We start from the raw sequence: 26,388 nt of genomic DNA, 5'->3' as shown, positions 1-26,388 counted from the left end.
GCCGGTCAGGTGAGGCGGTAGGACGGGCCGGGCGTCACCTCGGCCGGCAGCGGCTCGCGGTTCAGTTCGAGCAGCGTGCGCTCGATCTGCCGCGTCATCGCATCGAGGGCGAGATGGTTCGGCCCGTCGCCGAACGGCTCGGCGATCGCATGCGCGATCGCGTCGAGCGCGATCAGCGTATAGGCGACGAAAACCGTGACGAAGGGTGTCGCCGCGCCGATCGAATCGACGAGGCCGAACGGCAGCAGCACGCAATACGCGTAGATGGTCCGGTGCAGCAGCACGTCGTATGAAAACGGAATTGGCGTCGATGCGATGCGCTCGCAGCCGCTCACCATCGCGACGAGCTCGTCGAGGCGCGCATCGAGCATCCACAGCCGCGTGTCGGCGAGATGGCCTGCATCGGCGCGCGCGGCGAACGCTTCGCGCAGTGCGTGCACGATGACGACCGGGCGAAACCGGGAAGCGGCGACGCGCGCATGGGTCGCGCCGTCGAGCAGCCCGCGCAGGTCCGCGGCCGGATCGGTGCCGCGCAGTTGGTGCTTGAGTGCGTAGACGAACGCGACGACCGTACGCACGAACGCGCGGCGCGATGCGTCGTCACGGTCGACCGCGCCGTAGCAGAGCGCCTGCGACACCAGCGTGCGCGTGGCGGTCAGCACGCCGCCCCACAGCTGCCGGCCCTCGCGATAGCGTTCGTAGCTGGCGTTGTTGCGAAACCCCGCGAAGATCGCGAGCGTGAGGCCGATCAGCGTGAACGGCGTCGGGTTCAGCGGCACCTTCTCGCCGAGCACGCGGCCGCCGCCCCACACCGCGACGAGGCTGATCGCGAGCGTCAGCACGAGCTGCGGCAGGATGGTCGGCAGTACCGAGCCGTTCCAGACGAGCAGCATCCGCAGCCAGTGCTCGCGCGGCCGAACGATCATCGTCGTGCTCCGTCAGGCGGCGATCGACGCTGGCGCGGCCGCGCGATGCAGCAGCACGGGCACCGACTTCGACGTCGGCGTGTTGCACACGTCGCCGACGCTGTCGAGCGGCACGAGCGGGTTGGTTTCCGGGTAGTACGCGCCGATGCAGCCGCGCGGGATGTCGTACTCGACGAGCAGGAAGCCCGCCGCGCGCCGCTCGATGCCGTCGTGCCACACGGTTTCCATGTCGACCCATTCGCCGGCCGCAAGGCCGAGCATCGCGAGATCGTCGCGGTTGACGAACACCACGCGGCGCTGGCCGAACACGCCGCGATAGCGGTCGTCGAGCCCGTAGACGGTCGTGTTGTACTGGTCGTGCGAGCGCGTCGTCATCAGCGTCATCAGCCGTTCGCCGTGCAGCGCGCGGGCGCGCTGGATCGGCGTGTCGGTCGGCAGCGCGTGCGCGATGAAGTTCGCCTTGCCCGTCGGCGTGAGCCACTCGCGGTCGCGCGAGGCCACGCGCAGGTGAAAGCCGCCGGGCCGCGCGATGCGCGTGTTGTAGTCGTCGAAGCCGTCGAGCGTCGCCTCGATCGCATCGCGGATCTTCGCGTAGTCGTCCTTGTACGCGAGCCAGTCGATCTTGTCGCTGCCGAACAGCGCGTGCGCCATGTGCGCGACGATCGCCGGCTCCGACATCAGGTTCGGCGACGCCGGCTTGTTCATCCCGTACGACACGTGGACCATGCTCATCGAATCCTCGACCGTCACGCCTTGCGCGACGTTGTCCTGCAGGTCGATCTCGGTGCGGCCGAGCGTCGGCAGGATCAGCGCGTCGCGGCCATGGATCAGGTGGCTGCGGTTCAGCTTCGTCGTGATGTGCACGGAGAGGTCGCAGCGGCGCATGCCTTCCCACGTGCGCGGCGTGTCGGGCGTCGCCATCGCGAAGTTGCCGCCGAGGCCGATCAGCACCTTCACATGGCCTTCGAGCATTCCTTCGATCGTCTCGACGACGTCGTAGCCGTGATGGCGCGGCGGTTCGAAATCGAACACGTGGCCGAGCCGGTCGAGGAACGCCTGCGACGGCTTTTCCTCGATGCCGACCGTGCGGTTGCCCTGCACGTTCGAATGGCCGCGCACCGGGCACAGGCCGGCGCCGGGGCGGCCGATGTTGCCGCGCATCAGCATCAGGTTCGTCAGCATCTGCACCGTTGCGACCGAATGCTTGTGCTGCGTGATGCCCATGCCCCACGTCGCGATCACGCGTTCGCTGCGCGCATAGCGCTGCGCGAGCGCGTCGATCTGCTCGTACGGCACGCCGCTTTCGGCCGTCAGCGCGGACCAGCTTTCGGCGCGCAGATCGTCGGCGAACGCGTCGAAACCGGCCGTGTGCTCGCCGATGAACGCGGTGTCGAGCACGCGCGGCGTACCGGCGGCGCGCGCGGCGTCGTCGAGTTCGAGCACGCGCTTGGCCATCCCCTTGATCAGCGCGAAATCGCCGCCGATCGTCGGCTGGATGAACGTCGATGCGATCTTCGTGCCCGACATCGTCAGCATCTCGAGCGGGCTTTGCGGATCGGCGAAGCGCTCGAGCCCACGTTCCTTCAGCGGGTTGATCGACACGATCGTCGCGCCGCGCTTCGCGCACTCGCGCAGCTCGCCCATCATCCGCGGGTGGTTGGTCGCAGGGTTCTGGCCGAAGATCAGCAGCGTGTCCGCATGCTCGAAATCGTCGAGCGTGACGGTGCCCTTGCCGACGCCGACCGACGCCGGCAGCCCGCGGCTCGTCGCCTCGTGGCACATGTTCGAGCAGTCGGGGAAGTTGTTGGTGCCGTACAGGCGCACCAGCAACTGGTACAGGAACGCCGCTTCGTTGCTGGCGCGGCCGGACGTGTAGAACGCGGCCTGGTTCGGGTCGGGCAGCGCGCGCAGGTGGCGCGCGATCAGCGCGAACGCGTCGTCCCACGCGATCGGCACGTAGCGGTCGGTCCGCGCGTCGTACACCATCGGGTCGGTGAGCCGGCCGTGCTGTTCGAGCTCGAAATCCGACTGTTCGAGCAGTTCGGTCACCGTGTGCGCGGCGAAGAATTCGGGCGTCACGCGCTTGCTCGTCGCTTCCGCGGCCACGGCCTTCACGCCGTTCTCGCAGAATTCGAACGTCGACGCGTGCTGGCGGTCGGGCCATGCGCAGCCCGGGCAGTCGAAGCCGTCCGGCTGGTTCTGGCGCAGCAGCGTACGGTAGTTGCCGCCGGCGACCTTTTCCTTGATCAGGTTGATCGTGACGGCTTTCAGCGCGCCCCAGCCGGCGGCCGGGTGGGTATACGGTTCGATGCGCGCGGTGGCGGATTTCTTTTTCATGATGCAGCGGGTGTCGGGGTCGATGCGTGCAGAGTACGCGGCGCGCCCATCGGGCTGTGTGTACACCTGTTCACTTCAAAAAAGAGTACAGTTTCGACCATTCATACCGTGCGGATCGCAACTGTGTTGCTGAAGGGAAGTTGAAAGGGAGGCGCGTGAAGCGTTACGAACAACTGGCCGACGATCTCCAGGCGCAGATCGAGCGGGGCGTGTACCGGCCCGGCGAGCGGATTCCGTCGGTGCGGCAGGCGAGCCGGCAACAGCAGCTCAGCGTCACGACCGTGCTGCGCGCGTATCTCGTGCTGGAAAGCCGCGGCCTGATCGAAAGCCGGCCGCAGTCGGGCTACTTCGTGCGGGCGCGTGCGGCGGCGCCGGCCGAGGCCGAGCTGCATATTTCCGCGCCGGCTGCCGAGCCGTCGGCGGTGGACGTGAGCCGGCTCGTGCTGTCGACGCTGCGCTCGATCGCGCGCGACGACGCGGTGCCGCTCGGCTCGCCGTATCCCGATGCGTCGCAGTTTCCGGTGCAGCGGCTTGCGCGCTATGCACAGACGATCGGGCGGCGGCGCACGCGCTGGGGCGTGATCGACGACCTGCCGCCCGGCAACCAGGAACTGATTCGCCAGATCGCGCGGCGCTATGCGGAGCGCGGGGTCGCGGTCGAGCCGGGCGAGATCGTGATGACGATCGGCGCGACCGAGGCGATCAACCTGTGCCTGCAGGCCGTCGCGAAGCCGGGCGACACGATCGCGGTGGAGTCGCCGACGTTCTACGCGATGCTCCACGCGATCGAGCGGATGGGCATGCGTGCGCTGGAAGTCGCGACGCACCCGGGCGACGGCATCGATCTCGACGCGCTCGAGCGGATCCTCGCGCGCGAGCGCATCGCCGCATGCATGGTGATGCCGAATTTCCAGAATCCGCTCGGTTTCCAGATGCCCGATGCGCGCAAGCGCGCGCTGGTCGAACTGCTCGCGAAGCACGGTGTGCCGGCGATCGAGAGCGACGTCTATCACGAGCTGCACTTCGGCGACACGGCGCCGAGCGCGCTGAAGTCGTTCGATCGCCAGGGGCTGGTGCTGCATTGCGCGTCGTTCACGAAGAGCCTGTCGCCGCGCTACCGGATCGGCTGGGCGATGCCGGGCCGTTACCGCGACCAGGTCGAGAAGCTGAAATTCCTGAACACGCTCGCGACGCCCGCGATCGAGCAACTCGCGATCGCCGAATACCTGAAATACGACGGCTACGATTTTCACCTGCGGCGCATGCGCAAGCTGTATGCGCAGCAGGCGAGCCTGATGAGTGCGATGGTGCGGCGTTTCTTCCCGGAAGGCACGCGGCTGTCGCAGCCGCAGGGCGGGTATGTGCTGTGGGTCGAGCTGCCGCCGCGGGTCGATGCGATGAAGCTGTATACGCTGGCGCTCGCGCAGCGGATCACGGTCGGGCCCGGGCACATGTTCTCGGCCGGCACCGATTACCGGCATTTCATCCGGCTCAACTACAGCTACCCGTGGTCGCGGCAGATCGAGGACGCGCTGAAGGTGCTGGGGCGGCTCGCGTCGGAGTGCGCGGCGCGGTGAGCGCGGCCGCCCGACGGCAAAGTAGGCGGCGACCGGCCGCCGTGGCTGGTATCAAGCCGCGCGCGGCGCGTGCAGCCCGGCTTGCGCGGCGTCGACCATCTGCCGCATGTCGAAGCCAGACGGATGCTGGTACACGCGCAGCCCGAACTCCGGCAGCACCGCGATCAGGTGGTCGAACAGGTCGGCCTGGATGGTCTCGTAGTCGACCCACGTCGTCGTATCGGTGAAGCAGTACAGTTCAAGCGGAATGCCCTCGGCCGTGAGCGGCAGTTGTCGCGCCATGTTCGTCATGTCGCTGCGGATGCGCGGATGGCCCTTCAGGTAGTTCGCGACGTACGCGCGGAACGTGCCGAGATTCGTCAACTGGCGGCGGTTCGCCGGGCAGTCGCCGGCCGCGCCGAGCGTGCCGTTCCATTGCTCGATCGCGTCGACCTTGTCCTCGAGATAGTCCTTCAGCAGCGTCAGGCGTTCGAGCCGTTCGATCTCGTCGTTCGTGAGAAAGCGCACGCTCGTCGCATCGACGAACAGCGCGCGCTTGATGCGGCGGCCGCCCGCTTCGGTCATTCCGCGCCAGTTCTGGTAGCTCTCGGTGATCAGCTTCCACGTCGGCACCGTGATGATCGTGTGATCGAAGTTCGCGACCTTGACCGTGTTCAGCGTGATGTCAATGACCGTGCCGTCCGCGCCGGCCGACGGCATCGTGATCCAGTCGCCGATCCGCAGCATGTCGTTCGACGACAACTGCACGCCCGCGACGAGGCCGAGCAGCGTGTCCTTGAAGATCAGCATCAGTACCGCCGACATCGCACCGATGCCGGACAGCAGCAGGCCGATCTGCTTGCCGGTCGCGTCGCCGATCACGACGAGCGCGGCCGTGATGAACATCACGAGCTTGACGAGCTGCATCGCGCCTTTCAGCGACAGGCGCGGCTGGTCGCGCTGGGTGGTGCGGTGCGTGTGTTCGAGCGCGGATAGCGTCGCGCTGATGGTCATCGTCACGAGGAACACGATCAGCGCGAACAGCACCTTGTCGACGACCTGCGCGGCCACAGTCGGGATGCCGGGCACCGCGCCGAGCCCGAGCTTGATCACGACGAACGGGACGATGCGGTTCAGCCATTTGAACGCGCCGAATTCGAACAGCGCGTCGTCGACGCGCGTGGCGGACAGCCGCGCGAGACGCGCGACCACGCGAAACAGCAGGAAATGGACGACGGCGGTGATCGCACCGGCGGCGGCGAGCAGGACGAGGATGCCGACGAGCGGCGTCAACCAGGATTCGTTCAGGGTCATAGGGGCAGACAAGGGCCTTCTCGTGCGTTGAATCGGCGCCGCGATGCGGCGCGCGCCCGGTGAAGGGCACATGAAAGGGACCGTGATTGTGCCATCGGGTTCCGGAGGCGTGCCGTGAAGGCGGGTCGATCGGCTCCCGGATCGGCTCACCTTTGTGCAGGTATCCTCTGCATCGAGGTGAGGGGGAGCGACGAATTCGCATCACCGCAAGCCGGCGCGCGAGCCGGTCGCCGGATGCGGCGTACACCGGGACGCGATGCACCCGAAGCCATGACGGCAGGCCTTCGCGTTTCGATACGCGCGATCGCCGATCCATGCAATCATGCGGACGTCGCAGGCGTCGTCGGTGTGCCGCTCGCGTCGGCGTGCGGCCCGTCCGGCGACGGTGAGCGACACGCGACACCGTCGCGCACCCGTTCGTGGCCCCGTCATTTCGACCTCACGCATTTCACGCATGCAAGATTCCAACGAAAGCCGTCCGTCACGCGTGCGGCTGCTGCAAGGCATCCTCCCGATCCGTCGCGCGGGCGCCATCCGCGACATCTTCGCGGGCATCTCGCTCGCGTCGATGGACATCCCGCAGGTGCTCGGCTACGCACGCATCGCCGGCATGCCGGCCGTCACGGGGCTCTACACGGTGTTCCTGCCGCTCGTTGCGTTCGCATGCTTCGGTGCGTCGCGCCATCTCGTGGTCGCCGCCGATTCGGCGACCGCGACGATTTTCGCGAGCCGGCTGTCGTCGATGGCGCCGGCCGGCAGCGCCGACTATGCGGCGCTGGCCGGCATGGTCGCGTTGCTGACCGCCGCGATGCTGCTGCTCGCGCGGATCTTCAAGCTCGGTTTTCTCGCCGATTTCCTGTCGCGCACGGTGCTGGTAGGCTTCCTCGCCGGCGTCGGCGTGCAGGTGTCGATCGCGATGCTCGGCGACATGCTCGGCCTGTCCGTGCCGTACCCGGCGTCGCGCAGCCTTGCGCAACTCGACTATGTCGTCACGCACCTGGTTCACGCGCACCGGCCGACGCTCGCGCTCGCGGCGCTCGTCGTCGTCGCGATTCTCGCGTGCAAGCGGTTCCTGCCGCGCGTGCCGATGCCGATGATCGCGGTCGCGGGCAGCATCGCCGCGAGCGGTGCGTTCGGCTTCGCCGCGCACGGCATCGCGGTGCTCGGGCCCGTGGCGGGCGGGCTGCCGCCGCTGCGCTGGCCCGCCGTCACGTGGCAGCAGTTCCTCGATCTCGTGCCGGTCGCCGCTTCGTGCTTCGTGATGATCATCGCGCAGAGCGCGGCCGCCGCGCGCGTGTTCGCGCAGCAGTATGGCGAGGACGTCGACACCAATGCCGACATCCTCGGCCTCGCGGCCGCGAACGCGGCGGCGGCGCTCGGCGGGGCGTTCGTCGTCAACGGCAGCCCGACGCAGACGGCGATGGCCGACGGCGCGGGCGTCCGCAGCCAGATCGGGCATCTCGCGTTCGCCGCCGTCGTCGCCGTCGTGCTGCTGTTCTTCAGCCCGACCCTGCAGTATCTGCCGCATGCGGTGCTGGCCGGCATCGTGTTCACGATCGCGCTCGGGCTGATCAACGTGCGCAGCCTCGCGGCGATCCGCCGGGAAAGCCCCGGCGAATTCACGCTCGCGCTGATCACGGCTGCGGCGGTCGTGACGATCGGCGTCGAGCAGGGCATCCTGCTGGCCGTCGCGCTGTCGCTGATGCGGCACGTGCGTCACAGCTACCAGCCGCACACGATGGTGCTCGAACCCGTCGCCGGCAACGGGCGGTGGCAGCCGGTGCCCACGCGGCGCGGCGCGATGACGGCGCCCGGGTTGATCGTCTACCGGTTCGGCTCCGACCTGTTCTTCGCGAACGATCACCTGTTCGCTGCCGAAGTGACCGCGCTCGTCGACGCGGCGCCGGTGCCGCCGCGCTGGTTCGTCGTCGATGCGGGCGCGATCACCGATGTCGATTATTCGGCCGCGCGGACCTTGGCCGATCTCGTCAGGGCGCTGCATGCGCGCGGGATCGGCGTGCTGTTCGGGCGCGTGAATCGCTATCTGCGCGCGGACATGGATCGTCACGGGATCACCGAGGTGGTCGGCGCGTCGTGCATCTTCGCCACGCTGCATCAGGCGCTGGAGGCAGCAGGCACGACGCCCGCGCCGCAGGAGCCGGGCACGGTGTAGGGCCTGTTCACGTTGATAACGCACGTTCCCCTGTTTGGAAAAATGCATTCGTGGGGCCAGCGCAAGCCCGTTATTAGCGTGAACAGGCCCTGGCGCAGCGGCGCTACGCGACCGCGCGCAGCCGCGCGAAACCGTTGCGCAGGTAGCGGGCCAGTTCCGTCGCAGCCGGCGTGCACTGGCCGCGCGGCACATGCAGGTTGATCGAGAAATTCGGCAGGGCGGGCAGGCCGCTGCCGGCCGGCAGGATGTCGAGATCGGGCGGCACGGTGGACGCGAGCCAGACGGTCAGGGCGAGATCGGCGCGCACGGTCGCGGCCGTCGCATCGAAGCTGCCGTTCTCGAACACGGTGCGCCACGGGCGATCGCAGCCGCGCAGTGCGTCGAGCACCGTCGGGCGGAATGCGCAGGTCTGCGCGACCATCGATACCGGCAGCGGCGAGCGCCGGTGCGCGGCGCCGCCTTTCGCACCGACCCACACCAGCCGGTCGACGGCGATGCACTCGCCGCGCGCCGATCCGACCGGTGCCTCGATCAGCGCGACATCGAGGTCGCCGCGCGTGAGCCCGCGCCGCAACTCCGGCGACGCCGCGCACACCAGCGTGAGCGAGACCTGCGGATGCGCGTGCGCATAGCTTTTCAGGATCGGCGCGAGACAGGTGCCGACGAGGTCCTGCGGCGCACCGAGACGCACCGCGCCTTCCACCGCGCCGGCGCTCAGGTCGGCGAGCAGCGCATCGTGGACGGCGAGCAGCCGGCGCGCCTGTTCGAGCAGCCGCTCGCCGGCCGCCGTCAGCAGCAGGTTGCGATGCTCGCGGACGAACAGCGGGCCGGACAGCATTTCGAGCCGCGCGACCTGCTGGCTGATCGCGCCTTGCGTCAGGTGCAGCGCGTGGCCGGCCGCCGTCATGCTGCGATGATCGGCGACCGAGACGAATGCGCGCAGCAGCGCGAGGTCGAGATTGCGTGCCATGCGTCGCATTATGAACGCTAATGACAGGCATAAAAAGCTTTCGCTGTCGTAATGACGGAATCGCAGGTAAAAACAGGGCTTCAGTGACGACAACCGGGAGCCTTCGTGCCGCTTCACGACTATTTGCCGCTGGTGCTGTTCGTGATCGTGTCCACCGTGACGCCGGGTGGCGCGACGACGCTCGCGACCGCATCGGGCGCTCATTTCGGCTATCGGCGTTCGCTGCCGCTGATGGCGGGCATCGCGGCTGGCCTCGCGTCGATGGCGGCGGCGGCCGCCGCCGGGCTCGGCGGTGTGCTGCTCGCGCTGCCTGTGTTGCAGCTCGCGATGAAGGCGGTCGGCTCGGCGTACCTGATGTGGCTCGCCGTGCGCATCGGACGTGGCGGCAAGCCGCGGCTCGATGTCGACGTGCACCGGCCGCAAGGGTTCGTCAGCGGCGTGTGGATGCTGTGGCACAACCCGAAAGGCTGGGCGATGACGCTCGGCGCGGCCGCGTCGTTCGCGGCGCTCGCGTCGGGGCCGGCGCGGCTCGGCGTGCTGCTCGGCTTTGCATTCGGCGTGGCCGCGATGGCGTCGCTGTCGCTGTGGTGTTTCGCCGGGCTGCTGTTCGCACGCGTGTTGCGCACGGAGCGGCAGTGGCGTTGCCTGAATGCGGGGCTCGGCTTGTTGCTCGTGGCGTCGATCGTGCCGATGTGGCTACCGTAGCGGGAGGCCGCGCACGCGGCGCGGCCCGTCTTCAGCGCGAACCGGCCGGTGCGTTGCGTGCCCGTCGGTCGCCGCCGCTTGCACCGGCCGATCGCAACGGCAGCCGCAGCGTCGTCACGAAGCTCGCCGCATGCAGCGCGCACAGCAGGCCGAACGCCCACGCATACGCGACGGCCTGCGTGCCGCCGGCCGACGTCGATTCGGCCTGCAGTCGCCACGCGAGAAACAGCGTGCAGATCGTCGTGAACGTCGGGCCGCCGAGCCGTTGCACGATATTGAGCGACGTGGTCGCCATCGGCAGGTTGCGGCGCTCGACCGCTGCATACGCGGCGGCGATCGACGGCGCACCGATCGCACTCTGGCCCATGCCGCGCAGAAACAGCGCCGGTACGAGCACGAGCGGATCGTAGCCGGTCAGCGCGAGGAACACGAACGGCAGCGTGGCGACGAGTGCGAGCAAGGCGCCGGCGGCGGCCAGCCGGCGTACGCCGAACCGGCTCGTCAGCGCGCCCATCGACGGATAGGTGACGAGCATGCCGAGCCCGAGCGGCGCGAGCAGCCAGCCCATTTCGCCCGGGGTACGTTCGCATGCCTGGATCAGGAACACGGGAATCAGCATCTGGCCCGCATACAGCGCGCCGTTCGACAGGAACTGCGTGCCGGCTGCCGCGCCGAACACGCGCGAGCGAAACAGTGCGAGATCGATCAGCGCACGCTCGCCCTGGCGGCGCTCGAAGCGCAGGAACGCGACGAGCAACAGCGCCGAGCCTGCGACCGCCGCGATGCCGAGCGCCGAGCCGATCCGCTCGACGCCGTACAGGAACAGCACGAGGCCCGGCGACAGCAACGCGAGGCCGATCCAGTCGAGTTCGCGCCGCGGCGCCTCGTCCCGGTCGCCCGGCAGGAATCGTGCGGCCAGTGCGAGCGCGAGCGCGCCGACGGGCAGGTTCACCAGAAACAGCCAGCGCCACGACGTGTGCTGCAGGATCGCGCCGGCCACGACCGGGCCGAGGATCGGCGCGAGCAGCACCGGTACCGCCGCGTAACCGATCACGCGCGCCATCTGCTGGCCGGCGACGCGCGCGATCATCATCTGCGCCATTGGCGCGAGCAAGCCGCCGCTGACGCCTTGCAATACGCGGAACGCGATCAGCGACGGCGCGGACCACGCGAGCCCGCACAGCGCCGACGTCAACGTGAACGCCGAGAAGCACCACAGGTACAGCGCCTTCGCGCCGATGCGGTCGACGAGCCAGCCGTTCAGCGGCAGCACCAGCGTCAGCGCGAGCAGATAGCCGCTCGTCACCCACTGGATCGTCGACAGGCTGGCATGCAGGTCGGTCGCGAGGCTCGACAGCGATACGTTGACGATCGTCGCATCGAGCTGCGACAGCAGCGAACCGAGCGTCGCGACCGCGCTGACTTTCCAGATCGACGGATCGAGCCGGCCGGCCGCGTGGCCCGGCGCCGGCTGGATGCGTTCGTCGCTCACGCGCCGCGCCGGTCGAGCAGCGCGACGATGTCCTGCGTCGTGCCCGTTTCGCCGAGGCGCGGGAACAGCCGCTCGATGCTGTTGACGTGCGCGTCCGCGTTGAGGTCGGTCATCGCGTCGACGGCGAGCGTCACGTGGTAGCCGAGTTCGTGCGCCTGCCGCGCGGTCGATTCGACGCCGATGCTCGTCGCGACGCCGGTCAGCACGATCTGCGTGACGCCGGCTGCCTTCAGGTGCGCGTCGAGACCGGTGCCGGTGAAGGCGCCCCAGGTCTGCTTCGTCACGACGTGGTCGTTCGGCTGGCGGTTCAGTTCGGGCACGAGTTCGATCCAGTCGGCGGGAAGCTGCGCCGTGCGCGGCGCTTGCTCGGTGCGGCCCGGTGCGCCGCCCGCGACGTTGACCAGCACGACCGGCAGGCCGCGGCTGCGGAATGCGTCGAGCAGTTCGCGGGCGCGGGCGATCACCGGTGCGACCGGGTGCGCGGTGGGGAGGGCGACGATGCCTTTCTGCAGGTCGATGACGACCAGCGCCGTGTTCGTGTCGAGACGGGTTGCGCTCATGATGGGACTCCGGGGGAGAGGGCGAGGAAAGCCGTGCGCGCGCATGCTGCGTGGCGCACGGGCCGGGTTCACTGCTCGCCGATGCGGCGGATCAGCGGGATGGCTGCGACAAGCGTGTCGATGTCGTGCGGATCGAGCTGCTCGATCGCGGCGCCGAGCCACTTGTGTTTCGCGGCGCTGCGCTTGCGTCGTGCGTCGAGGCCGGCGGCGGTGAGTTTGAACAGGATCTGGCGGCCGTCGGTCGGATGCGGTTCGCGCTCGACGAGCGCGTCTTCCTCGAGGCTCGCGAGGATCGCCTTCATCGACTGCGGCTTCATTGCTTCGGCGCGCGCGAGATCGGCGGTCGTCATCGGCCCGTGCCGATCGAGCCGCGCGAGCGCGCTCGTCTGGGACATGCCGAGCCCTTCGGAATCGACCTCGGAGCGCAGCCGGCGGATGAGCTGGCCGACCGCGAGGGTCAGGTCGGCGGCAACGGCTTCGGCGGAAACGCTGGGTTTGCGTGGCGGGTTCATACGGCGAATCATAGAACACGACAGTTAAACTTGCAAGTTTAACTGTCGAATTGATTGCCGGCTGGCGGCGCTACCCGGCGCTTTCCGGTGCGACTACACGCGTCGATGCGCGACCGGTACGACTTCGCTGTATCGCGGGGTCGCGCTTTCGTGCAGCAGATCGCCGAGGTACTGGCCGAGTTCGTCCGCGGTGAGTGTGGACGGAATCTGCAGATTGGCCGGGCGCCGCTTGCCTTCGGCGCCGAGATCGAACACGGCCCAGCGGCCGTCCGTGCGCACCACGGCGAGCAGCCGGCCGAAGGCGTTGAAGCGGTATTCGTCCTGCATCGCGTTGCTCCGTCGCATGAACGCGCCGGCTGCCCGTGTGCGTTTACTGGATCGAACAGGACAGCCAGCGATGGATTTTGATCGCGTCGCTCGATACGCCGGCACGCGTCGGCGCGCCGAGCAGCACGACCGTTTCGCGGCGGCCTTTCACGCGCATGCGCATCACGACGCCGTGCCCCGATTCGTTGATGAAGCCGGTTTTCTGCAGCCGGATCGGCAGGCGGCGGTAGCGCACGAGCGGGTCGGAATTCACGTACACGAGTTCGCCGTCGCCGGGGCGCACGGTAGTCGACAGATCGGTCGAGAAATAGCGGATCAGCGGATCCTGCGCCGCCGCGCCGACGAGCCGCGCGAGATCTTCCGCCGTCGACACGTTGTGCGGCGACAGGCCGGTGGGCTCGCGGAAGTGCGTATGCCGCATGCCGAGCCGGCGCGCTTCGCGGTTCATCGCCTTGACGAACGCGGCGCGCCCGCCCGGATAGTCGCGGCTCAGCGCGGCGGCCGCGCGATTCTCCGACGACATCAGCGCGATATGGAACATGTCGCGGCGCGACAGTTCCGAGCCGACCTGCAGGCGCGAACCGGTGAACTTGATCGTGTCGCGATCGCGCGCGGTCACGCGCAGCACGCCGTTCAGCGGACGATCGGCGTCGCGCGCGACGACGGCCGTCATCAGTTTCGAGATCGATGCGATCGGCCGTACGGTGCGTGCGTTGCGCGCCAGCAGCGGGGTGCCGGAATCGACGTCGAGCACGTAGGCCGCGCGTGAATGCAGCGAACCGACGGCGCGCGGGGTGTAGCCGCAACTGGCGAGCAGCTTTGGCTTCGCGGGCGGGCGCGGCCGCACGGCCGTCGTGCGTTTCGCGCGCCGCTGCTGCGGCGCGGGTGCCGCGTGGCGTTTGACCGCTTGATGCGTCACGCGCGAGCGGCGATGCTTGACGGCCTTTTTCTTGCGATGGGGTTTCTTCTTGACGGCCTTCGTGGGGGCATGCGGCTGCGCATGGGCGGTGCGATGCGGCTGCACGCGTTGCGCGGACGCGTTCGTGGCGAAGGCGAGCAGCAGGAACGAAAGGGCGAGGATCAGGGTGGTCCGGGCGCGAGGCAGGCGCGCGATGAGGCCGGTCAAGCGAAAGTCTCCTTTTCACGCGCGATGCGGCTGCGCGGAATGCATGGGCGGTCAGCGGGTGCGGGAAATTATACGGTCGATCGCGGGGCGATGACGATTGGATGACGCGCAATGACGCGTGATACAGGAGGATTCCGGTCGTTTTCGCGCTGCCGGGCAGCGGTGGGCGTGGAGTGAAAGGCGGGCAGGTGCGCGGTTCAGCGCGGCCAGTTCCGCCGCGACACGACCGCGAAACTGATCGCGATCGAACCCGTCACCGCGCGTGGCGGCGCGTCTTCCAGCACATCGCCGAAGCGAAAGCGGCGGCTGCGCCCGTCCGTGCGTTCGGCACGACGCTTCGGTGCGCGGGTATCGGCGGCAACCGCGCATGCGTTTGCGTCCGCGACATCGGATGAGGGCTCGACTACGCAGTCGGACGCTGGATCGAGAGACATGAATGTGAATTCCGGGAAGGGCATGTCCGTATTGAACGCCATTGCATTCGATCGGTAAAATGAATGTTTTGATCGTTACGATTCCGTTAAAGAATGGAACTGAAATTACTGCGCACGTTCCTGACGGTCACCGAGCTGTGCCATTTCAGCCGTGCGGCCGATGCGTTGCACATGAGCCAGCCTGCGCTCAGCAAGCAGATCGGCGCGCTCGAGGCGAGCCTCGGCGGCAAGCTGTTCGAGCGCGGCCGGCATGGTGCGGAACTGACGCCGTTCGGCGAACGCTTCCTGCCCGACGCACAGGCGCTCGTGCGCGATGCCGACGAAATCCTGGCACGTGCGCGGGAAGCGACCAGCGGGCAGCGCGGGCATTTGCGGCTCGGCATCTGCCTGTCCGTGCTGACGCTCGTGCCGAAGCTGATCGCCGAATTCCGTCGTTGCAATCCGGGTATCGCGGTGACGCTGAGCGACCTGTCGTCGTCCGAACAGACACGCCGGCTGCGCGCCGGCAAGCTCGACGCGGGTTTCCTGCGTTTGCCTGCCGACGAAGGCTTGTCGTCGCTCAAGGTGATCGACGAAGCGCTCGCGCTCGCGGTGCCGCCGCATCTCGGCTTCAAGCGCGTGCCGGTCAACCTCGACGTGCTCAACGAGATCGGCTTCATCGCGCTGCAGCGTGCGCGCGGGCCGGGGCTGGCCGCACAGATCGACCGGTGGTGCGTCGAGCGCCGCTTCGTGCCGCACGTGATGCAGCAGGCGGAGGACGTGCAGTCGGTGCTGACGTCGGTCGCGGCCGGCGTCGGCGTCGCGTTCATTCCGTCGAGCGCGCGGTACCTGCTGCGCGACGCGACGGTGCTGCCGCTCGAGGGCCGGGACGCGAAGTGGCGCGTCGGGCTCGCGTGGCGGGCCGATCGCGACGATCCCGTCACCACGCGTTTCGTGTCGTTCATGCGCGCCGCCCTCAAGGGCGCGTAACGCGGCGTATAGTGTCCGCGATCGTTTTCTCCATGCATGCCGGTGCGACGCCGGCCGACGAACCCGAACCGATGACTTCAGACACCGACGAATCCCCGCTCGATCCCGCACTCGTCGCCACGCTCGCGACGCTGAACGAAGCCGCGAGCGATCCGGCCGGCAAGACGTGGTCGCTGCCGAAGATCGCGAAGCGCACGCAACTGCCGATGAGCACGCTGCGCCGTGTGCTGACGCAGCTCGACGCCGCCGGCTTGAGCGCGACGACGCTGAACGAGGACGGTACCGGCAGCGCCGCGCTGACCGACGAAGGGCGCACGGTGTGCGCGCAGCTGTTCGGCGCGAACGACACCCAATGATTGACGTCCTCCTCCGCGCCTAAAGGCGGAGGATTCCCACACCTGGCGATGCACGTCCGCATCGGAGAATGTTCAGCGCAGCGTTGGTATCTCGATCATGCTCGACACCACAGTCACTGCAGGTCCACTCTCTTACTCGCAGTCCCGCGATACCTTTCGGCCGCGTCGTGCTGTCTTTCGACCCGCACGCCGAGCAGAACTGGGTAGAACCGCTTTCGTCGACTTCCTCGAACGTGGCCCCGTGCGCGATCGCTTTGTAGCGGAGCTTGTTTCGGAAGGACGACCAGGACGCGTCGTAGACGCTCTTCGCCATCCTGGTTCTGGCGAGGTTGACAGCCGACACGTTGCCGACCGCGATGTAATCGAAGCGCCGCACCAGATCGAGCGCGAGCTTGTGCTGGAAATCGGCACGCGCATTCGCGACCTTGGCGTGCAGCTTCGCGATATGCCGCTTGTGCTTTCGCGCCCGTTGCGCTTTCGCGAGCTTTTCCGCCGCTCGTTGACCGAACCGGTCATTGGGCAGCTTCTCGCCGGTCGAAAGTGTGGCGAAGTCTTTCAGGCCGAGATCGATGCCCACACCGGAACGGATCGGGCGGGCCTGAACATCGGGCATCTCAATCGCAATGTTAAGAAATCAGTTGCCACGCGCATCCTGCGCAAAGTTGGTTCCGTCCTTGATCTTGCCTTCGGGAAGCGGTCGGCTGTTGAACACGCGAAACGTGTTGCCGGCGAAACGGAACGCGTCACCCTCGCGCTTCAGGTCACGCCCCTTCAGCGGCACCCAGCCGAGCGATTTCCTGCCGCGATAGCGCAGGTACGGGCGACGGTGCTGACTGCGCGACTTCGCGTATTGCTCGCACGTCGCGTTGACCGTGCCGGAGTGAATACCGAGTTCCTTGCTGCTGCCGGTCGTGAGCACATTCAAGTCGAAACCGGTCGGCCACTTCTTGTTCCACTTGAGCGCATGCTTCTGCGTGTCATTGCAGAAGTTCCAGACGTAGTTCACCACACGGCTCTGCTTGTTGAGCAGTCCGTTGAGCGATTTCACCCGGTAGCGATAGACAAGGATCATGCCGGTGATCCTAACCCGTGGAAGAAGCTGCCTGTCAACAGCACGCCTTTCCTTCCCGCCATCAATGGCGGGGTTTCTCGGAGCAAATTCTGATGAAAAAAAAAGGCCGCGGATGCGGCCCGTTGCATACGGGTGGCTTGACGCGGACGTCGCGCCGGCCCGTTCGTCGCTCGCGAGCACGGGCCGGCACGTCGTCATCGACGCGACATCAGAACCACTGCTTGTAGCGGCGCACGTAGATCGTCTTGACGATCTGCGCGAGCACGATGTAGCCGACCATCGTCGCGGCGAGCCACAGCCAGTAGGTGTTCGGCAGGTGCATGAAGCCGAGCGAATCCGCGAACGGCGAGAACGGTAGCCAGCAGCCGATCGCGATCGCGGTGAAGGTCGACAGCAGCACCGGCAGCGCGGCCGTGCTCTGCAGGAACGGGATCTTCTGCGTGCGCAGCAGGTGCACGACGAGCGTCTGCGACACGAGGCTCTCGATGAACCAGCCCGAATTCATCACGATCTGGCCGCTCGCGCCGCCGTTCAGGTGATACAGCGCGCCCGCGCCGAACACGGTCCACATCAGGATGTACGTCGTGATGTCGAATACCGACGACGTGGGCCCGACCCACAGCATGAAGCGGCTGATATTGCCGGCTTCCCACTTGCGCGGCTTCTTCAGGAACTCGGGGTCCATCTTGTCCCACGGCAGCAGCATCTGCGACGTGTCGTAGATCAGGTTCAGCACGAGCAGCTGCGTCGCGAGCATCGGCTCCCACGGCAGGAACGCACTGGCGACGAGCACCGAGAACACGTTGCCGAAGTTCGAGCTGGCGGTCATGTTCAGGTACTTCAGGATGTTGCCGAACGTCTCGCGACCCTTGATCACGCCTTCCTCCAGCACCACCAGGCTCTTTTCGAGCAGGATGATGTCGGCGGTTTCCTTCGCGATGTCGGCGCCGCTGTCGACCGAGATGCCGACGTCCGCGTCGCGCAGCGCGGGCGCGTCGTTGATGCCGTCGCCGAGGAAGCCGACCGTGTGGCCGTTCGCCTGCAGCGCCTTGACGATGCGCGCCTTCTGCAGCGGCGTGAGCTTCGCGAACACGGTCGTGCGTTCGACCACCTGCGCGAGCGTTGCATCGTCGAGCGCTTCGATTTCCGTGCCGAGCATCGGCTTGCCGGGTTCGAGGCCGACCTGGCGGCACACCTTCATCGTGACGGTCGGATTGTCGCCCGTCAGCACCTTCACCGCGACGCCGTTTCCGCGCAGCGCGGCGAGCGCCGGCGCGGCCGATTCCTTCGGCGGATCGAGGAAGGTCAGGAAGCCGCGCACGACGAGATCGTGTTCGTCGGCGGTGCGGTATTGCGCGCGTTCGTCGCCGCGCGGGATCATGCGCGTGGCGAGTACGAGCACGCGGAAACCGTCCTCGTTGTACGCGGTGGCCTGTTCGAGCAGCCGCTTGCGGGCCACGAAGTCGAGCGGGCGCACGCCGTCTTCATCCTGCACGTGCGTGGAAACCGCCAGCATTTCCTCGACCGCGCCCTTGCAGATCAGCAGGTGCGTGCCGTGCGTATCCTCGACGACGACCGACAGGCGGCGCCGCACGAAGTCGAACGGCAGTTCGTCGATCTTCTTGTAGCCCTGCGGCTTCACGCGTTCGCCGATCTCGTCGGCGCGCGCGACGACCGCGATGTCGATCAGGTTCTTCTGGCCGCTCTGGTGGAAGCTGTTCAGCCAGCCGAGCCGCAGGATGTCCTCGTTCTTGTGGCCGGACAGGTCGAGATGGTGTTCGAGGATGATCTTGTCCTGCGTGAGCGTGCCGGTCTTGTCGGTGCACAGCACGTCCATCGCGCCGAAGTTCTGCACCGAATTCAGCCGCTTGACGACGACCTTGCGGCGCGCCATCGCGACCGCGCCGCGCGCGAGGTTCGCGCTGACGATCATCGGCAGCATCTCGGGCGTCAGGCCGACGGCCACCGCGAGTGCGAACGTGAGTGCGCTCAGCCAGTCGCCCTTGGTCAGGCCGTTGATCATGAACACGATCGGCACCATCACGAACATGAACTTGATCAGCAGCCAGCTGACGCTCGCGACACCGCGGTCGAAGCTCGTCTCGATGCGCTTGTGGCTCACGACGTTGCGCGCGAGCGAGCCGAAGTACGTGTCTTCGCCGGTCGCGACGACCACCGCCGTTGCCGTACCGCTGACCACGTTGGTGCCCATGAAGCAGACGTTCTCGAGATCGAGCAGCGACGCCGGTGCGTCGTTGGCCGCGCCGGCCGCATGCGTGCTCGCGGATTTGCCGGCCACCGCGCCGAGCGTGTCGTACTTCTCGACGGGCAGCGCCTCGCCGGTCAGCACGGCCTGGCTGATGAACAGGTCGCGCGACGCGAGCAGCCGCACGTCGGCGGGGATCATGTCGCCGGCGGAAAGATGCACGATGTCGCCGGTCACGACTTCGCGCATCGGCACCTCGCGGCGCGTCGGCTCCGACGTGTCGGTCATGGCGCGCTGCACGGTCGCCGTCGTGCGGACCATCGCCTTGAGCTTCTCGGCCGCGCGCAGCGAACGGAATTCCTGCACGAAGCGCAGCAGCGCGCTGATCGTGACCATCGTCAGCAGGATCGTCATGCCGACGTAATCGCGATCGTCGGGCGCCGCGAAATAGACGTCGGTGCAGAAGCTGATGGCGGCCAGCACCAGCAGCACGTAGACGAATGGGTTGTGGAACGAGAGCAGCAGCTGGCGGGTCCAGTGCGGCGGCTTGTCGTGCGCGATTTCGTTCGGGCCGTCATGCTGCAGGCGGTCGGCGGCCTGGTCGTAGGTGAGGCCGCGCGTGCTGGTGTGCAGCGACTTCAGCGTGTCTTCGAGCGGGCGGGCTGCTTCCTGTGCGGCGCGCATGGTGCGCGGGTCGTTCTGCTGGCCGGCGCCGGCCTTGATGAAGCCGCGCTGTTTCTTGTGCGAGGTGTTGTGTCGTGTCGTCATGAATCGCTCCTTGCGCACGAGGCGGCGGGCGGGGAGCGGCCGTGACGTTATCGACGCACGAGCGCTCCCCGCCGCGTCGCGTCAGGCGCGATCGGATGTGGGTCGGTAAAGGCGGGAACGCTCGCCGGCGCGCGCGATGCGGTCGGCATGTCGATGCGCAGCGTCGCACCGGCGAGCGGTAATCGACTACTGTCGTCTGAGTTCATCTGCACTCCTGTCGGTTGCGGATAGTCGGCACGGGCGATCGGCAGCGGCGCGCGCAACGAGGCGCGCGGCCGGACGGCACGCGAATGGAGAGCGCACGCGGCTGACGCCGCGCGCAACACGAACGCACACGCGCGACGGCGCGTCGCGTGCATTCGACAACATCGAAAATTCGGCGGGGGATCTGGCCGGTAATCAGGCCGGAAGGGCGCCGCATCCTGCTTCCCGGGATGCGGCAGAAGACGAGGCTCTGCGCGTTTTCCTCAGGCAGCAGTCAAGTTGGTCGGACACCAACTACAACTCGCATCGGTGTTCACAGAACACTCCATGTAACTAGACGGGGGCGATGGTAATGGCTCGCTGTGCGAAGCGTCAACCCTTTTGTCAGGCGTTATTTCGAGATACTTGATCGCGCCGGTGCGCGTTCGCGGGCGCGTGCGACAGCCCGTCACGAAACAGCCGCGCGCGTGCCATGTCGGCATGCGCGCGGCTGCGTCGAACGGCGTGTCCGTTACTGGTTCGCGGTCGCGACGGCGGCCCCTGCATCGAGGATGCCCGAGCCTGCCGGCAGCGCCGTGCACGACGTGCCGGCCGCCAGCTTCGCCGCGCGCGTGCCGCCTTGCAGCTTCTGCAGGATCTGCGCGGGCGTGAGGTTGCCGTTCACCGACAGCATCAGCGCGGCGACCCCCGTTACCTGCGGCGCCGCGAGGCTGGTGCCGTTCGCGAGGCCATAGGTGTCCGAGCCCGGCGTCGTCGTGCCGGTGTTCGACGTCGACAGGATGTTGACGCCCGGTGCGCTCAGCGAGACATCGGTGCCGAAGTTGCTGAACGATGCGCGGCGGCCCGTCGCGTCGGTCGCGCCGACGGTGATCACGCCGCGGCAGTTCGCGGGCTGGTCGAGCCCGGTCGACAGGCCGTCGTTGCCGGCCGCGACGACCACGGTCACGCCTTTCGCGGTCACGTCGTCGATCGCCTGCTGGAACGTCGTGCTGCACGCGCCGACCCCGCCGAGGCTCAGGTTGATGATCTTCGCGGGATTCGGATTGTTCGGCACGCCGTTGACGGGAATGCCGGCTGCCCAGCGCATGCCGTCGGCGATGTCGCTCGTCACGCCGCCGCACTTGCCGAGCACGCGCACCGGCAGGATCTTGCTGAGCCACGATACGCCGGCGACGCCGGCGCCGTTGTTGGCGGTCGCGCCGATCACGCCCATCACGCGAGTGCCGTGCCAGCTGCTGTTGCTCGGCTGGCTTGCGCAGTGATAGAAGGGGCCGCTGGCGTTGTCGAGTTCCTGCTGCGTGACCCAGTCGCCCGGATCGGTTGCGTCCGAGCTGCGCGTCAAGCCGTTGTTGCTGGTGTTGACGTTGCTGATGAAGCTGTAGCCTTGCTGTATCAGATTGCCGGTGAGGTCGCCGTGCGGCCGGTAGCCGGTATCGAGCACGGCCGTGACGACGGTCGGCGAACCCTTGGTCACGTTCCACGCGGGCGGCAGGTCGATGCCGGCGGTCGCGTCGGACAGGTACCACTGCTGGTTGTAGAGCGGGTCGCTCGGCGTGTCGCGGATCTGCATCGGGTGATCCGGTTCCGCGTAGTCGACATCGCTGTCGGCCGCGAATGCTTGCGCGAGCGCGGCGGCATCGGTGGCGGCCATGCGCTGGCCGAGCGACAGCACGGCCGCGCCGTTCGAGATCGTTCGCTCGACCTGCACGTTCACCGGCGTTTGCGGGACCGTGCTCGCGTACGCGCGTGCGCTGCCGGCCACGGGCGCCGTCCAGCGCGTCATCGCGCGCTGGATCACCGCGTCGAGTCGCGAGCCGTTGTCGATGGCCGCCATCGCGCGCGTGGCCGTCAGCGTTTTCAGCTTGACGATCAGGTGATCGACCGGCGGCTCGACCGGTGCGGTCTGCGCGGCCATCTGCACGGCGGCCTGCTGCGACGTGCACGCGTTGGTGCCGGACGACACGGGTGGGGTGGTCGGCGCGGGTGCGGGTGCGGGAGTGGGCGTTGGCGTCGGTGCGGGAGCCGGTGCGGGTGCCGCGTTGGACGAAGACGGGTTGCTGCCGTCGCCGCCGCCTCCGCCGCAACCGGCGAGGGGTAGCAGGGCGGCGGCGGACAGCATGCCGGCGAGCATGCGCGCATGTGCGGGGCGCGCCAGCGCGAAATTGAAGCGTTTGGCTTTCATGTTGAAAGTCGATCCTCGTAGATAACCGTCGTGCCGGCGGTGGTGCCTGGTCCGGCGTAAACCGGACCTTGTTTTTGTCGGGCGCACGCAAGGCTGCTGCGACGCGCCATGCATTGGGTAACGGCTGATGAGGCGGCTTCTTGAATATGTTTTGTGTGAAAAAGGCGCGAGACGCAAACGATTGCGATGCTGCTTTGCAGCATGAACACGCGTTTGGAACGGGTGATCTGTTCATGGGGTGCAAGATTGCAGGCGGTCGACCCAGCGAAACGTGCGGCGCAGGCGCTTTTGCGCGCCGCGGAAACGATTACGCTCGGTGAGGCCCGCGACGGAAAGCGCTTGACGCTTTCCCCGATGCGGTGCGAATTTTGTCGGGCGTAGGATCGCGATTCGATCAACGTTTCGTCAGGAGACACGCATGGATCGCCGTTTCCGTTGGTTCGCCGTCGCGCTGGCCTGTGCGCTGGCCGGCACCGCGCACGCGCAGGCCCTTACCGGTACGCTGAAGAAGATCAAGGACACGGGCGTCGTGTCGCTGGGCATTCGCGAGTCGTCGGTGCCGTTTTCGTATTCGGACAACCAGCAGAAGAACATCGGCTACTCGCGCGATATCGCCTCGCGCATCATCGATCAGGTGAAGACGGACCTGAACCTGCCGAACCTCGCGGTGAAGGAAATCCCGATCACGTCGCAGAACCGCATTCCGCTGCTGCAGAACGGGACGATCGACTTCGAATGCGGCTCGACGACGAACACGCTCGAACGGCAAAAGCAGGCCGCGTTCTCGAACAGCATCTTTCTGTACGGCATCCGTTTCAGCACGCGCAAGGATTCGGGCATGAAGGACTTCGCGGACCTGGCCGGCAAGACGGTCGCGACGACGGCCGGCACGTCGGACGAGCGCCTGTTGCGCAAGCTCAACGAAGAGAAGGCGATGAACATGACGATCATCAGCGCGAAGGATCACGCCGAAGCGTTCATGAACGTCACGACCGGGCGCGCGGTGGCGTTCGTGATGGACGAGCCGCTGCTGTACGGCGAGATCGCGAAGGACCGCAACCCGGGGGCGTACACGGTCGCCGGCACGCCGCTCGTTCACGAAAACTACGCGTGCATGATGCGCAGGGACGATCCGGCGTTCAAGCGCGTCGTCGACGGCGTGATCGCGAAGATGCAGACCTCCGGCGCGGCCGAGAAGCTGTACGACCAGTGGTTCACGCAACCGATTCCGCCGAAGGGCGTGAGCCTCAACTATCCGCTGTCGGCGGAGATGAAGCAGCTGTTCAGGAATCCGACGGACCAGGCGCAGTACTGATCGCGTCGACGTGAGCGTGGGCAGGTCGATACGTCCGGTGTCGGCCTGCGCGATCGCGTTCCGCTGTTTCTTTCGCGGCGATGCGATGGCCGTGCGGCTGCCGTGAGCGGTCGCCGTACCACCTGAGTCGCATGACGAAGCCGTTTCCCTGATTCCTCGCCGGGCATCCGTCCGGCCCCTCCTTTCCGACTCTTTCCCTTTTGCCTGAATCCCGCGCCGGGCGCCGAACGGCGGCCGGCGCATGCGCGTGCGATTTGCATCCAGCCACGCCGCCTGTCGCGTAAACCCGGATTCAGATTTCAATTTGAACTGGTCAGAATCTGCCGAAATTGTTCAACAATTTTCGGCGGAAAATCCCGGAAAGCCACGTACGGTGGCGCACGGGAGGCGTTGCGGTGTTTCAGCGCGAGAGCCGAATAACCCTGGAGCTTCGCGATGTCAGCTCGTTTTCCGCTTCGTCGTTTCCTCCGCGGCGCGCTCGTGCCGCTGGCCTTCGCGTGCTCGTTCGCGGCGGCGGCTCCGCTGCAGACGGTGCGGCCCGGCACGCTGCTGGTGGGCTCGGACCTCACGTATCCGCCTTACGCGTATCTGGACGCCGGCAAACCCGCCGGTTTCGACGCGGAGTTCTCGCGGATGCTCGCGCGTCACCTGAAACTGGAGCCGGTGTTTCTCGACACGCGTTTTCCGGATCTGATCCTCGGGATGAAGGCGCGCCGCTTCGACGTCGTCGCGTCCGCGCTCTACGTGACGCCCGATCGCGTGAAGCAGGTCGATTTCGTGCCGTACCTGAAGACGGGTGCGTCGCTGCTGGTGGCGAAGGGCAGCGCGTTTCTGCCGAAGACGCCGCAGGACCTGTGCGGCAAGCGGGTCGGCTCGATCAAGGGTGCGTCGTGGACGCCCAAGCTGCGCGCGGTGTCGCAGGACGCATGCAAGGTGGCTGGGCGCGACGAGATCGCGATCCGCGAGTTTCCGACGTCGCCGGAAGCGACGTCCGCGCTGATGTCGAGAGCGGTCGACGTCCAGATCGAGGACGCGGCCGTCGCGCAGGGGATTCCGAAGCAGACGAACAGACGCGTCGAAATCAGTTCGACGACGTTGCTGTATCCGATCGTGATCGGCCTGGGCGTGACGAAGGGCGACGGCAGCCTGCTGGGCACGCTCGAAGGCGCGCTGAAGGAGGCGAAGCGCAGCGGCGAATACGACAGTCTCGTGAAGAAATACGGGCTGCAGGAACCGACGCCCGCCGACGTCGCCGCCGCGCTTGGTACTGCGAAGTAAGCGTGCAATAGGCGAGCGGTAAGCGCGACGTACGCGCGATCCGCCTGCCGCGCGCGGCGCGTCGGGCGGCCGCATCACCCTCCCGGATTGAGGAGTCTTCGATGCAGTTCGATTGGCACTATGCGTTTCAGCTCTTGTGGGACAGGGATTTCTGGCGCGCGTGCGTCGTGGTCGTCGAGCTCAGCGTCGCCGCGTGGGTACTCGGCGTGTTGCTCGGGTTTCCGGTGGCGCTCGCGCGGCAGTCGCACCAGCCGCTGCTGAAGCGCGCGGCGGCCGTCTACATCTGGTTCTTCCGCAGCCTGCCGCTGCTCGTGCTGCTGGTCTTCATCTACAACCTGCCGCAGGTCTTTCCCGCAACCAGCGCGGTGCTGTCCGATCCGTTCACGGCCGGCCTGATCGCGATGGTGCTGAGCGAGACCGCGTATTTTGCGGAGATTCATCGCGGCGGAATCCTGTCGGTGCCGCGCGGGCAGATCGAGGCCGGCCGTGCGCTCGGCATCCGCTTCACCGGCATCCAGCGGATGATCGTGATGCCGCAGGCGATCCGCATCGCATTGCCGGCGCTCGCGAACGAGTTCATCACGATCGTGAAGCTGACGTCGCTGGTGTCGGTGATTTCGCTGGCCGAGATCCTGCTCGTCGGGCAGCGGCTGTACACGCAGAATTTCCTCGTATTCGAAACGATGCTGGCCGTCGCGTTCTATTACGTGCTGATCGTCACCGTGTTCAGCCGGCTGCTCGGTTATCTGGAGCGGCACCTCGACGTGAGCCGCCGCACGTCCGCGCCGGCCGGCCCGGCGACGCTCGAATTGCCGCTGTCGGCGCCTGCCGTCGCGCCGCGGCCGCGCGCGAGCGCCGAATTCGCGCTGCGCGTGAAAGGCGTGCAGCAGCGCTACGGCCGTCACGAGGTGCTGAAGGACATTCATCTTGACGTCGTGCCCGGGCAGGTCGTGTCGATCATCGGTCCGTCCGGTTCCGGCAAGACATCGCTGATTCGCACCATCAACGGTCTCGCGCCGGTGAACGCGGGCGAGATCGACCTGTACGGCCAGCCGTTCATTCGCGCGTCGGGCTCGCATCCGCCGCGCGTGTCGAGCGAGCGGATCCTCGATATCGGCATGGTGTTCCAGAGCTTCAACCTGTTCCCGCATCGCACCGCGCTGCAGAACGTAATGATGGCGCCGTGCTATCACCGCCAGGCCGATGCGGCCGCGATCCGGCTGCAGGCGTTGTCGCTGCTGTCGAAGGTCGGGATGCTCGAGCATGCGAACAAGTATCCGCATCAGTTGTCGGGCGGCCAGCAGCAGCGCGTCGCGATTGCGCGCGCACTCGCGACGCGGCCGTCGATCATGCTGTTCGACGAGCCGACCTCGGCGCTCGATCCGGAACTCGTCGGCGAAGTGCTGAAAGTGGTCGAAACGCTCGCGAAGGAGGGGATGACGATGATCATCGTGACCCACGAAATGAACTTCGCGTTCACGGTGTCCGACCGGATCGTGTTCATGGAGAACGGCCGGATCCTGTACGACGTGCCGCCGGAGCGGATTCGCGGCAGCGCGGATACGCGCGTGAAGGACTTTCTCAAGCATGTTCACTTCGCATGACG

Annotated in this window: 22 protein-coding genes and 1 pseudogene; 8 read left to right on the top strand and 15 right to left on the bottom strand. The window is 67.2% G+C overall.

The genetic code is table 11. From position 1 onward, the window contains the following. Positions 1-5 precede the first annotated feature (5 nt). Positions 6-926 carry a bestrophin family ion channel gene (locus HWW87_RS18770; RefSeq protein ID WP_175821597.1) on the bottom strand — a complete coding sequence of 307 codons (921 nt, stop codon included), beginning with the start codon at positions 924-926 and terminating at the stop codon, positions 6-8. A gap of 12 nt (positions 927-938) precedes the next feature. Then, positions 939-3,263, bottom strand: a complete 2,325-nt coding sequence (locus tag HWW87_RS18765; RefSeq protein WP_175821596.1) for an FdhF/YdeP family oxidoreductase — start codon at positions 3,261-3,263, stop codon at positions 939-941. 155 nt (positions 3,264-3,418) lie between these two features. On the opposite strand from HWW87_RS18765, the gene HWW87_RS18760 reads away from it, so the two are divergent. Then, positions 3,419-4,840, top strand: a complete 1,422-nt coding sequence (locus tag HWW87_RS18760; protein ID WP_175821595.1) for a PLP-dependent aminotransferase family protein — start codon at positions 3,419-3,421, stop codon at positions 4,838-4,840. 51 nt (positions 4,841-4,891) lie between these two features. On the opposite strand, the gene HWW87_RS18755 is transcribed toward HWW87_RS18760, so the two are convergent. After that, the gene (locus HWW87_RS18755; RefSeq protein WP_175822103.1) at positions 4,892-6,133 is read right to left on the bottom strand and encodes a mechanosensitive ion channel family protein; all 1,242 of its coding nucleotides are present in this window, start codon (positions 6,131-6,133) and stop codon (positions 4,892-4,894) included. A gap of 454 nt (positions 6,134-6,587) precedes the next feature. Between HWW87_RS18755 and HWW87_RS18750 the strand changes: the two genes are divergently transcribed. Beyond that, positions 6,588-8,306 (top strand): SulP family inorganic anion transporter, encoded by a 1,719-nt coding sequence (locus HWW87_RS18750; protein ID WP_175821594.1) that lies wholly within the window; start codon positions 6,588-6,590, stop codon positions 8,304-8,306. 103 nt (positions 8,307-8,409) lie between these two features. Here HWW87_RS18750 and HWW87_RS18745 read toward each other — a convergent pair whose 3' ends face one another. Next, positions 8,410-9,285: a LysR substrate-binding domain-containing protein gene (locus tag HWW87_RS18745; RefSeq protein WP_175821593.1), complete on the bottom strand. Its 876-nt coding sequence runs from the start codon at positions 9,283-9,285 to the stop codon at positions 8,410-8,412. A gap of 96 nt (positions 9,286-9,381) precedes the next feature. On the opposite strand from HWW87_RS18745, the gene HWW87_RS18740 reads away from it, so the two are divergent. Then, a complete protein-coding gene (locus HWW87_RS18740) occupies positions 9,382-9,981 on the top strand; it encodes a LysE family transporter (protein ID WP_175821592.1) in 600 nt (199 codons plus the stop codon). Positions 9,982-10,012: 31 nt separating this feature from the next. Here the strand turns inward: HWW87_RS18740 and HWW87_RS18735 are convergent, their stop codons facing one another. From HWW87_RS18735 to HWW87_RS18710, 6 genes are all read right to left on the bottom strand, one after another. Continuing rightward, positions 10,013-11,473: a DHA2 family efflux MFS transporter permease subunit gene (locus tag HWW87_RS18735; RefSeq protein WP_175821591.1), complete on the bottom strand. Its 1,461-nt coding sequence runs from the start codon at positions 11,471-11,473 to the stop codon at positions 10,013-10,015. Next, complete coding sequence (locus HWW87_RS18730) at positions 11,470-12,033, bottom strand: cysteine hydrolase (RefSeq protein ID WP_175821590.1); 564 nt, start codon at positions 12,031-12,033, stop codon at positions 11,470-11,472. Before HWW87_RS18730 ends, HWW87_RS18735 begins: the two co-directional genes overlap by 4 nt. Before the next feature lie 68 nt (positions 12,034-12,101). Continuing rightward, positions 12,102-12,557 carry a MarR family transcriptional regulator gene (locus HWW87_RS18725; protein ID WP_175821589.1) on the bottom strand — a complete coding sequence of 152 codons (456 nt, stop codon included), beginning with the start codon at positions 12,555-12,557 and terminating at the stop codon, positions 12,102-12,104. A gap of 81 nt (positions 12,558-12,638) precedes the next feature. After that, positions 12,639-12,872 (bottom strand): hypothetical protein, encoded by a 234-nt coding sequence (locus tag HWW87_RS18720; RefSeq protein ID WP_175822102.1) that lies wholly within the window; start codon positions 12,870-12,872, stop codon positions 12,639-12,641. A gap of 43 nt (positions 12,873-12,915) precedes the next feature. Next, the gene (locus HWW87_RS18715) at positions 12,916-13,998 is read right to left on the bottom strand and encodes a serine hydrolase (RefSeq protein WP_175821588.1); all 1,083 of its coding nucleotides are present in this window, start codon (positions 13,996-13,998) and stop codon (positions 12,916-12,918) included. A 197-nt stretch (positions 13,999-14,195) separates the two neighbouring features. After that, a complete protein-coding gene (locus tag HWW87_RS18710) occupies positions 14,196-14,474 on the bottom strand; it encodes a hypothetical protein (protein WP_175821587.1) in 279 nt (92 codons plus the stop codon). A gap of 51 nt (positions 14,475-14,525) precedes the next feature. Here HWW87_RS18710 and HWW87_RS18705 point away from each other — a divergent pair, with 51 nt between their 5' ends. Both HWW87_RS18705 and HWW87_RS18700 read left to right on the top strand, forming a co-directional pair. Beyond that, on the top strand, positions 14,526-15,401 hold the full coding sequence (locus HWW87_RS18705) for a LysR family transcriptional regulator (RefSeq protein WP_175821586.1): 876 nt from the start codon (positions 14,526-14,528) through the stop codon (positions 15,399-15,401). Positions 15,402-15,472: 71 nt separating this feature from the next. After that, positions 15,473-15,757: a transcriptional regulator gene (locus HWW87_RS18700; RefSeq protein ID WP_175821585.1), complete on the top strand. Its 285-nt coding sequence runs from the start codon at positions 15,473-15,475 to the stop codon at positions 15,755-15,757. Between the two features lie 19 nt (positions 15,758-15,776). On the opposite strand, the pseudogene HWW87_RS18695 reads toward HWW87_RS18700, so the two are convergent. From HWW87_RS18695 to HWW87_RS18675, 5 genes and pseudogenes are all read right to left on the bottom strand, one after another. Next, a pseudogene (locus HWW87_RS18695) lies at positions 15,777-16,829 on the bottom strand (RNA-guided endonuclease TnpB family protein). A 208-nt stretch (positions 16,830-17,037) separates the two neighbouring features. Then, positions 17,038-19,803, bottom strand: a complete 2,766-nt coding sequence (mgtA, locus tag HWW87_RS18690; protein ID WP_175821584.1) for a magnesium-translocating P-type ATPase — start codon at positions 19,801-19,803, stop codon at positions 17,038-17,040. A gap of 47 nt (positions 19,804-19,850) precedes the next feature. Next, a complete protein-coding gene (locus HWW87_RS18685) occupies positions 19,851-20,009 on the bottom strand; it encodes a hypothetical protein (RefSeq protein ID WP_175821583.1) in 159 nt (52 codons plus the stop codon). Positions 20,010-20,518: 509 nt separating this feature from the next. After that, complete coding sequence (locus HWW87_RS18680; RefSeq protein WP_175821582.1) at positions 20,519-22,189, bottom strand: S8 family peptidase; 1,671 nt, start codon at positions 22,187-22,189, stop codon at positions 20,519-20,521. Continuing rightward, positions 22,186-22,605, bottom strand: coding sequence for a hypothetical protein (locus HWW87_RS18675; RefSeq protein WP_175821581.1), 420 nt, complete (start codon positions 22,603-22,605; stop codon positions 22,186-22,188). The genes HWW87_RS18680 and HWW87_RS18675 overlap by 4 nt, the downstream gene beginning before the upstream one ends. 2 nt (positions 22,606-22,607) lie before the next feature. On the opposite strand from HWW87_RS18675, the gene HWW87_RS18670 reads away from it, so the two are divergent. The 3 genes from HWW87_RS18670 (at position 22,608) to HWW87_RS18660 (ending at position 26,386) form a co-directional block, all read left to right on the top strand. Then, positions 22,608-23,504, top strand: coding sequence for a glutamate/aspartate ABC transporter substrate-binding protein (locus tag HWW87_RS18670; protein ID WP_175821580.1), 897 nt, complete (start codon positions 22,608-22,610; stop codon positions 23,502-23,504). Positions 23,505-23,939: 435 nt separating this feature from the next. Then, a complete protein-coding gene (locus tag HWW87_RS18665) occupies positions 23,940-24,782 on the top strand; it encodes an ABC transporter substrate-binding protein (protein ID WP_175821579.1) in 843 nt (280 codons plus the stop codon). Between the two features lie 101 nt (positions 24,783-24,883). Beyond that, a complete protein-coding gene (locus tag HWW87_RS18660; protein WP_175821578.1) occupies positions 24,884-26,386 on the top strand; it encodes an amino acid ABC transporter permease/ATP-binding protein in 1,503 nt (500 codons plus the stop codon). The last annotated feature ends 2 nt before the right edge of the window (positions 26,387-26,388 follow it).

This window comes from Burkholderia sp. BCC0419 (genome assembly GCF_902830285.1).
Classification (GTDB): Bacteria; Pseudomonadota; Gammaproteobacteria; order Burkholderiales; family Burkholderiaceae; genus Burkholderia.
This window is presented reverse-complemented; position numbering and strand designations above follow the sequence as displayed.

Excerpts from the sequence above, each read along its gene's own strand:
- HWW87_RS18770 (WP_175821597.1), bottom strand. The coding sequence starts at position 926 with ATGATCGTTCGGCCGCGCGAGCACTGGCTGCGGATGCTGCTCGTCTGG.
- HWW87_RS18765 (WP_175821596.1), bottom strand. The coding sequence starts at position 3,263 with ATGAAAAAGAAATCCGCCACCGCGCGCATCGAACCGTATACCCACCCG.
- HWW87_RS18755 (WP_175822103.1), bottom strand. The coding sequence starts at position 6,133 with ATGACCCTGAACGAATCCTGGTTGACGCCGCTCGTCGGCATCCTCGTC.
- HWW87_RS18750 (WP_175821594.1), top strand. The coding sequence starts at position 6,588 with ATGCAAGATTCCAACGAAAGCCGTCCGTCACGCGTGCGGCTGCTGCAA.
- HWW87_RS18745 (WP_175821593.1), bottom strand. The coding sequence starts at position 9,285 with ATGCGACGCATGGCACGCAATCTCGACCTCGCGCTGCTGCGCGCATTC.
- HWW87_RS18730 (WP_175821590.1), bottom strand. The coding sequence starts at position 12,033 with ATGAGCGCAACCCGTCTCGACACGAACACGGCGCTGGTCGTCATCGAC.
- HWW87_RS18725 (WP_175821589.1), bottom strand. The coding sequence starts at position 12,557 with ATGATTCGCCGTATGAACCCGCCACGCAAACCCAGCGTTTCCGCCGAA.
- HWW87_RS18720 (WP_175822102.1), bottom strand. The coding sequence starts at position 12,872 with ATGCAGGACGAATACCGCTTCAACGCCTTCGGCCGGCTGCTCGCCGTG.
- HWW87_RS18710 (WP_175821587.1), bottom strand. The coding sequence starts at position 14,474 with ATGGCGTTCAATACGGACATGCCCTTCCCGGAATTCACATTCATGTCT.
- HWW87_RS18705 (WP_175821586.1), top strand. The coding sequence starts at position 14,526 with ATGGAACTGAAATTACTGCGCACGTTCCTGACGGTCACCGAGCTGTGC.
- HWW87_RS18700 (WP_175821585.1), top strand. The coding sequence starts at position 15,473 with ATGACTTCAGACACCGACGAATCCCCGCTCGATCCCGCACTCGTCGCC.
- mgtA (WP_175821584.1), bottom strand. The coding sequence starts at position 19,803 with ATGACGACACGACACAACACCTCGCACAAGAAACAGCGCGGCTTCATC.
- HWW87_RS18685 (WP_175821583.1), bottom strand. The coding sequence starts at position 20,009 with ATGAACTCAGACGACAGTAGTCGATTACCGCTCGCCGGTGCGACGCTG.
- HWW87_RS18680 (WP_175821582.1), bottom strand. The coding sequence starts at position 22,189 with ATGAAAGCCAAACGCTTCAATTTCGCGCTGGCGCGCCCCGCACATGCG.
- HWW87_RS18670 (WP_175821580.1), top strand. The coding sequence starts at position 22,608 with ATGGATCGCCGTTTCCGTTGGTTCGCCGTCGCGCTGGCCTGTGCGCTG.
- HWW87_RS18665 (WP_175821579.1), top strand. The coding sequence starts at position 23,940 with ATGTCAGCTCGTTTTCCGCTTCGTCGTTTCCTCCGCGGCGCGCTCGTG.
- HWW87_RS18660 (WP_175821578.1), top strand. The coding sequence starts at position 24,884 with ATGCAGTTCGATTGGCACTATGCGTTTCAGCTCTTGTGGGACAGGGAT.